Source organism: Streptococcus sp. 2022WUSS037, assembly GCF_044427225.1.
Lineage (GTDB): Bacteria > Bacillota > Bacilli > Lactobacillales > Streptococcaceae > Streptococcus.
Genome location: NZ_JAOTGJ010000056.1, coordinates 1 through 6,325 on the forward strand (window position 1 = coordinate 1; position 6,325 = coordinate 6,325).

Below are 6,325 nucleotides of genomic sequence, written 5' to 3' on the forward strand. Positions count from 1 at the left end.
CTAAAAAAAGTGAATATTACTTTAAAAAAAGACCACAACCTATAAAGAACAAGATAGCGAAAAGGTGAGACGCTATCTTGATGTTTTAGCCTGCTTTCCAAACACCCCTATTGTTTATATTGATGAGACTGGCATTGATACTTATCTTTATCGTCACAAAGCTAGAGCACCTCGAGGGGAGAAAGTATACGACAAGGTAAGTGGACGCAGATTCGAAAGAATTTCGGTAGTAGCTGGTCAAATTGGTTCTAAAATTGTAGCCCCCTTGCTTTATCATGGAACGATGACAGCGGAATTATTTATCAAGTGGTATCAGGAGCAGCTATTGCCATCCTTGACAGAACCCCATGTCATCATTATGAATAATGCAGCTTTTCATCCCAAGAAACAACTAGATGAGCTTGCAGTGGCTAAGGGACACTATTTTCTTCCGCTTCCACCTTATTCCCCTGAACTTAACCCAATTGAACGATTCTGGGCTGGATTGAAAAGAAAAGTGGCTGAGTTATTGAGGAAATTTCAATCGGTTGAGTATTCTTTGAAATACTATTTTAAAACTAAATGACTATAAACTGTTGCGACGGTTAATGCCTCCAACAGTTTGATAAGTTTCCAAGGCTGTAGGAGAATTAGCTAATAGACCGATGAGATTAGGAATATAGCCCCCGTTATTTCTCTTGACCGTCGCAAGGTTTTCTCGTAATTCTGGACTAACAGTCTCTAGAATATGGATAGGAAAGAAAACTTGTGTCATAGGTAACTCCATTTTAAAAAATTTCATAGAGTAGGAATAAAAATCTGCTTGGATTCAAACCTATACTTCTATGCTTACATTTTATACTATCATAAAGACAGGTATCCTGCTAATATATTTTGCCTATCACACCTATAAAAAATTGATAATCCCTTGCAGAAACCACTAGAAAGACTGGATAACTTCGACCAGTTCGTCCCAATCTGTCACCACTTTATCTGCCTGATACGGAGCTACTGGCTCTGACCGTTTTCTGTGATTAAACCAGACCGCTTGCCAACCAGCTGTTTTTGCCCCGATGATGTCATTTTCAAAGGAATCTCCCAGATAACAAACATCATCGCCTGACATCCCCAAACGTTCTTCCATTAGTTGAAAAATAGCAGGATTTGGCTTTGTGATACCAACTTGTCCAGAAATAAGGACATGTTCTAGCTCAAACCAATTAACTAACCCCATCGTGCGTATCTTTCTCAACTGATGTCTATAAGGTCCATTCGTAATAATCCCCATTGCAATTCCTTGCGCCTGACACCACGAAAATATTTCTGGAAACACTGGACTGAGCTCTATCTGCCCTTGAAAATAATCATAATCTATTTGAATAGCTAAGGCTGTTGCATCAGACACCTGATACCCAAAATCTGCCAAAGCATGTTTCATCCGATAAATATGACTGTCTTTCAGACTCATCTTTCCAGTTGCTGTCGCTTCAAATACTTCATCCGCATATCTGCGAAAGGAAAGGTAGAGTGGTTCAATTTGCTCCCTTGCTACTTCAATATGTCTTTCCAAAGCACGTTCAAACGGTTGAATCTGGTCATAAAGCGTATCATCTACATCAAAAATTAAGGCTTTCATGAATCAATTATAGCAAAAAATTCCAGCCAAAGCTTGGAATTTTTAACTGCTTATCACACCTTTGCTTGAATCTCATGCATTTGAGCATAGACTCCACCACGTGCAACCAATTCTTCATGCTTCCCATGTTCAATAATTCGACCTTGATCTAAGACAAGAATCTGGTCTGCATTTTGAATGGTAGAAAGTCGATGGGCAATAATAAAGGTTGTCCGACCTTCTTTCACCACTTCCATGGCATGTTGGATAATTTCTTCCGTCTCCGTATCAATATGAGAAGTTGCTTCATCCAATATCAGAATTTTAGGATCAGAGTAGAGTGTCCGCGCAAAGGCAATCAACTGACGTTCCCCACTTGAAAAGGCCGCCCCCTTCTCAACAACCGGTTCATCAATCCCTTTCTCTAAGCGAGATAGCATAGGCCCTGCACCAACTTTTTCTAGCGCCTGCAGGATTCTTGTTCTATCTGCTTCCTCTTCATTCATGGAAACATTGCTGGCAATCGTCCCTGTAAAGAGATAGGGATCTTGCAAAACAATCCCCATGTGACTGCGCAGGCTTTCACGAGAATAATCACGGATATTTTTCCCATCAATCAGTACACGTCCCTCCTGTGGATCATAGAAACGATAGAGGAGGTTCATAATAGAAGACTTACCAGACCCAGTATGCCCAACCAGAGCAACTGTTTCTCCTTTTTCTGCCCGAATGGTGATATCTTTCAAAACTGGTCTGTTTTCTTCATAGCTAAAGTTCACGTGTTCAAACACGACTTGCCCTTGTTCAACTTCCAAAATACGATCACAGTCGTCCTCCACCTCTTCTTCTAGAAGGGCCATTAGACGCTTACCTGTTTCAAAAGAGCGAAGCATATTTGGGAACTGTTGAACCAGCGCTCCCAAAGCAATGAAGACTCCTTCGATATAGTTGACATAAACAAAGAGTTTCCCAGCTGTAACTCCATCCTGTCCCGCAAGAAACTGATAGCCGACTACCGTTAAAATCGCAGCAATGACCAAATTTTGCAGAAAACCACTCAGATTCCATGTGGCAAGAGACTGGGCCCAGATAATCTTATTATCTGCCCGACGCATCTTGTCAGCAGTCACTTCAAATTCTCTCATGATGCGCTCTTCTTGTCCAAAAAGTTGAATCAAACTTGCACCATTCATGGTCTCATTCACCTGCGTATTGACGTCACTCCTTGCATCATAAAAATCCTTCATCGGCTTGTCTGTCATTTTCTTGTAAGCAAATTGAATACCGATATAGAGTGGTATTAAGAGTAACATCAGCCAACCGAGACTCCTATTCATGTAAAATAGGACACCGTATGTAAAGAGCAAACGAACAATATTGTTAAAGGCATTAACTAAGGTCCCATAAAATTGTGTCCGCAGGGTTTCTGTATCATTGACAATTCTAGTTGCAATTTTTCCAGCGGGCTTATCATCAAAATAAGAAATAGGCAACCGTTGCATAACATCGTAGGCTTGATTACGCAGATTTTCAGCAATACGATTGGCGCAATGCATGAGTAAACGCATAGATAGGTAGAAGCCAATAGCTCCCAGAATAATCATTCCCATGTATTGAACTGACTGGTTTAAGAAAACAGCTTCATCAAAGGGCAAACCCTTGCTTAAATCCGTAATCGGTCCATCAATCGCCTGCTGAATCAGCAGAGGAGCCAATCGAACCATGGTCGAAGCCAATAGATAGAAGCCGACAGCTACTATAAATAGCCACTTGACACGACCGATTTGTTTTAATAAAAAACCTAAAATAGTCATTACTCTCCTCCTTCCTGGCTTTGTTGTCGTTGGTATTGTTCATAGTACCAACCTCTTTGGGCAAGCAAATCAGCTGGACGCCCTTCCTCAACGATACGCCCCCCATCCAAGACTAGTACCCAGTCTGCATGGTTGACAGCAGATAGACGATGGGTCACGATGACATTGGTTTTGCCTGCACGTTCTTTTTGAATATTTTGGATAATCTGGCGTTCTGTCCGAGCATCCACTGCCGACAAAGAATCATCTAGAATTAGCAAATCTGGCTCTCGCAGGAAAGCACGGGCAATGGAAATCCGTTGTTTCTGACCGCCAGAAATAGATACACCACGCTCACCAATCATGGTATCAAGACCATCAGTCATCCGTTTTAAATCTTGACTAAAAGCTGCTGTGGCAATGGCTTGTTCAATCTCCTCAGAGCTACTAGCTACTTTCCCAAGGGCAATATTTTCTCCAACAGACCTTGAAAACAAAATGTGTTCTTGTGGAACATAGCCAATTTTTTCCTCTATACTAGAACGTTTAAAGTCTAAAACAGATTGATGATTGATGAAAAAATTTCCCTGACCAATCGGATACTGGCGTAAGAATTGGCGAACCAAGGTCGTTTTTCCCGAACCAGTTTTCCCAACGATACCTACAGTTTGCCCTGCTTTCAGTGTCCAATTGATGTCCTGTAGGCTGGCTCTTTCTGCCTGTGGATAACTAAAGCTATAATTTTTGAAGGAAATACTAGACAGCTCTGCAATTTCCTTAGAACCATCAGCCTCCAAATCATCACCCGTCTCAATCAGCTCTTGCAGTTTTTCGAAAGATGTCTTACCAGTCTGATAAACAAGGATGAAATCTGCTAGTGTCCAAAACGGCTCTAAAAGCGAACCGACATACAATTGAAGGGCAATTACTTGTCCCAAGGTCAGTTGCCCTGCTTTCACGGCTTGTGCCCCCATGAGAAGCACGAAAATAGTAGACAATCCCAAACAGACTGTGGCTAATGGATTATACAATGATTGCAAGGAAGTGATGCGATCCCCACCTTGAGCCAATTGTTTGGTACGAGCTTGAAATTGAGCCTTTTGATTTGCTTTTTTACTATAAGCCCGAGTCACTCGAATGCCTTCGATGACCTCCAAAACTTCATTATTGAGCTGGGCTACAGCTTCTCTATTGGCATCAATCGCCTTATCTTGTTTTCTCCCGATAAAAAATATACATAGTGTCATGAACAGCATCGGTAGTAAAGCTACTAGCGAAATTTTCCAATCAATAAAGAACATCGTGGGAATGATAAAAGCCAACATACCGCCTGCATAGACGACAATCATAAGACCGTAACCCACCATCTCCATCAAGCCATCCACATCCGTTGAAAAACGAGTCATGACATCTCCTGAGCGAAATTTTTCATAAAATGGAGTCCGCATGGTCACTAATTTTTTAAAGGCACGTTGCTGCATATCAAACTTGAAATTGACAGAGGCCTGAAATAATTTCAGATGCCAAATGAAGGCTGTTGCATAGTTCAGCACTGTTACCAATAACAATAAGGTCATCTCCTGAACCAATATGGCCTGTGTTAATTCATTCTTGGTTAGTATATCGACCATCCGCTGAATGATTTGCGTTGGTAGCAAAAGTGTGGCGTCATAAATAATCAAGGTCACAGCAACCAATAGATAGAGCCACTTATGACGCTTGATGTAGTCAAAAATTAATCGAAACATATATCTCCTTTACAAATCTATAACCTATCATTTGCCACTTTATCGTCATTTAGTTTTTCTTTTATTACTTCGTTAACTCGCCTTGCCTAACTCTAGTTATGCCTGCGGCTCGTTGCCTAGTACTAAAAGTAAACTAAAAGACTATATTCAATGAGCAACAGTTGATAGACCTTACCTTTCTAAGCGCACAAAAAAGCCCAGGGAAGCATCTCACTCCACCTAGGCTTGCGTAAGTCCACAAAAATAGACCGGCTCTTGAACATAGTCGACAATTTTTATCACACCATGGCCACAGTGCTTGATTGTCTCAATGTTTCAAAATATAGCCCACGAAAAACTTCATAAGTTTATCAATGAGCCCTGTTTTCCCGCTTAGAAAGGAGTGTATGATAAAAAATAGCTTGCTGCATGACAAGTTGCTTGTTCATTTGTTTTACTCCTTTCATATTTCTAAGCCCTATTCTACCATAATAAACATTCATGTCAAGGGATTTTTTGACAATTGGGGCGAATTTAGGACAAAAATAAGAAAAAACCTTGTCAAACAAGGTCTTTCGATAGTATTCGATGCTAGTTGCCGGGATTGAACCGGCGACCTCATCCTTACCATGGATGCGCTCTACCGACTGAGCTAAACCAGCAGTACTTGACTAGTATATCATATCTCTAAAAAAAGTCAATGGATTTTTTGGAAATATGAAAAAAAATAAAGAGAAACGAAAGTTCTATAATGAAGTTAGCCACCTTACCTTAGTCAAGAATTAGATGTTTCACTATGTTTGAGTAAGTTGATGATTTCATTTGATAACAGGTTTGAAGCTGTTAGGCTAGGTGGCCAAGGCTAATCATAGCCTTGGTTTAGCTGAAAAAATAGGTTCAAGGGTTCCTGTTGTCAAATGAAATGTGATTTAAGGTATAAGAAAACACCTCTGTGCTGTACTTGTTGTTCACCACAAACACAAGGAAAGGCACAGAGATGCAAGAACATTATACCCCAAAAGGGAAACATTTGACAATAGATAACCGTCGCTTGATTGAGCGGTGGAAACTTGAAAATAAGTCCAATCGTGAAATTGCAGGCTTGTTAGGAAAGGCGCCTCAAACGATTCATAATGAAATCAAGCGTGGGACAACCTTACAACAAGTGCGAAAAGGGGTCTACAAAAAAGTTTATTCTGCTGATTATGCAC

The 6,325-nt window shown here is 40.7% G+C and carries 5 protein-coding genes, 1 tRNA gene and 1 pseudogene; 2 read left to right on the plus strand and 5 right to left on the minus strand.

Going from position 1 to position 6,325, the window contains the following annotated elements:
* Window positions 1-64: 64 nt before the first annotated feature.
* On the plus strand, window positions 65-565 hold the full coding sequence (locus ODU55_RS11305) for a transposase (RefSeq protein ID WP_398582881.1): 501 nt from the start codon (window positions 65-67) through the stop codon (window positions 563-565).
* 3 nt (window positions 566-568) lie between these two features.
* Here the strand turns inward: ODU55_RS11305 and ODU55_RS11310 are convergent.
* From ODU55_RS11310 to ODU55_RS11330, 5 genes and pseudogenes are all read right to left on the minus strand, one after another.
* A pseudogene (locus ODU55_RS11310) lies at window positions 569-754 on the minus strand (carboxymuconolactone decarboxylase family protein); the annotation flags it as partial.
* 165 nt (window positions 755-919) lie between these two features.
* Entirely contained in the window at window positions 920-1,615 is a 696-nt protein-coding gene (locus ODU55_RS11315; protein ID WP_398582882.1) for an HAD family hydrolase, read from the minus strand.
* A gap of 53 nt (window positions 1,616-1,668) precedes the next feature.
* Window positions 1,669-3,408, minus strand: coding sequence for an ABC transporter ATP-binding protein (locus ODU55_RS11320; RefSeq protein WP_029186306.1), 1,740 nt, complete (start codon window positions 3,406-3,408; stop codon window positions 1,669-1,671).
* Window positions 3,408-5,135 (minus strand): ABC transporter ATP-binding protein, encoded by a 1,728-nt coding sequence (locus ODU55_RS11325; protein WP_398582883.1) that lies wholly within the window; start codon window positions 5,133-5,135, stop codon window positions 3,408-3,410. The genes ODU55_RS11320 and ODU55_RS11325 overlap by 1 nt, the downstream gene beginning before the upstream one ends.
* A gap of 568 nt (window positions 5,136-5,703) precedes the next feature.
* A tRNA-Thr gene (locus ODU55_RS11330) sits at window positions 5,704-5,776 on the minus strand.
* 335 nt (window positions 5,777-6,111) lie between these two features.
* Here ODU55_RS11330 and ODU55_RS11335 point away from each other — a divergent pair.
* Window positions 6,112-6,325 (plus strand): helix-turn-helix domain-containing protein (locus tag ODU55_RS11335; RefSeq protein WP_153049227.1); only part of this gene is annotated, 214 nt, incomplete at its 3' end.

Bases quoted from the DNA above. Each gene is read 5' to 3' on its own strand.
- ODU55_RS11320 (WP_029186306.1), bottom strand. From the start codon at position 3,408: ATGACTATTTTAGGTTTTTTATTAAAACAAATCGGTCGTGTCAAGTGG.
- ODU55_RS11315 (WP_398582882.1), bottom strand. From the start codon at position 1,615: ATGAAAGCCTTAATTTTTGATGTAGATGATACGCTTTATGACCAGATT.
- ODU55_RS11325 (WP_398582883.1), bottom strand. From the start codon at position 5,135: ATGTTTCGATTAATTTTTGACTACATCAAGCGTCATAAGTGGCTCTAT.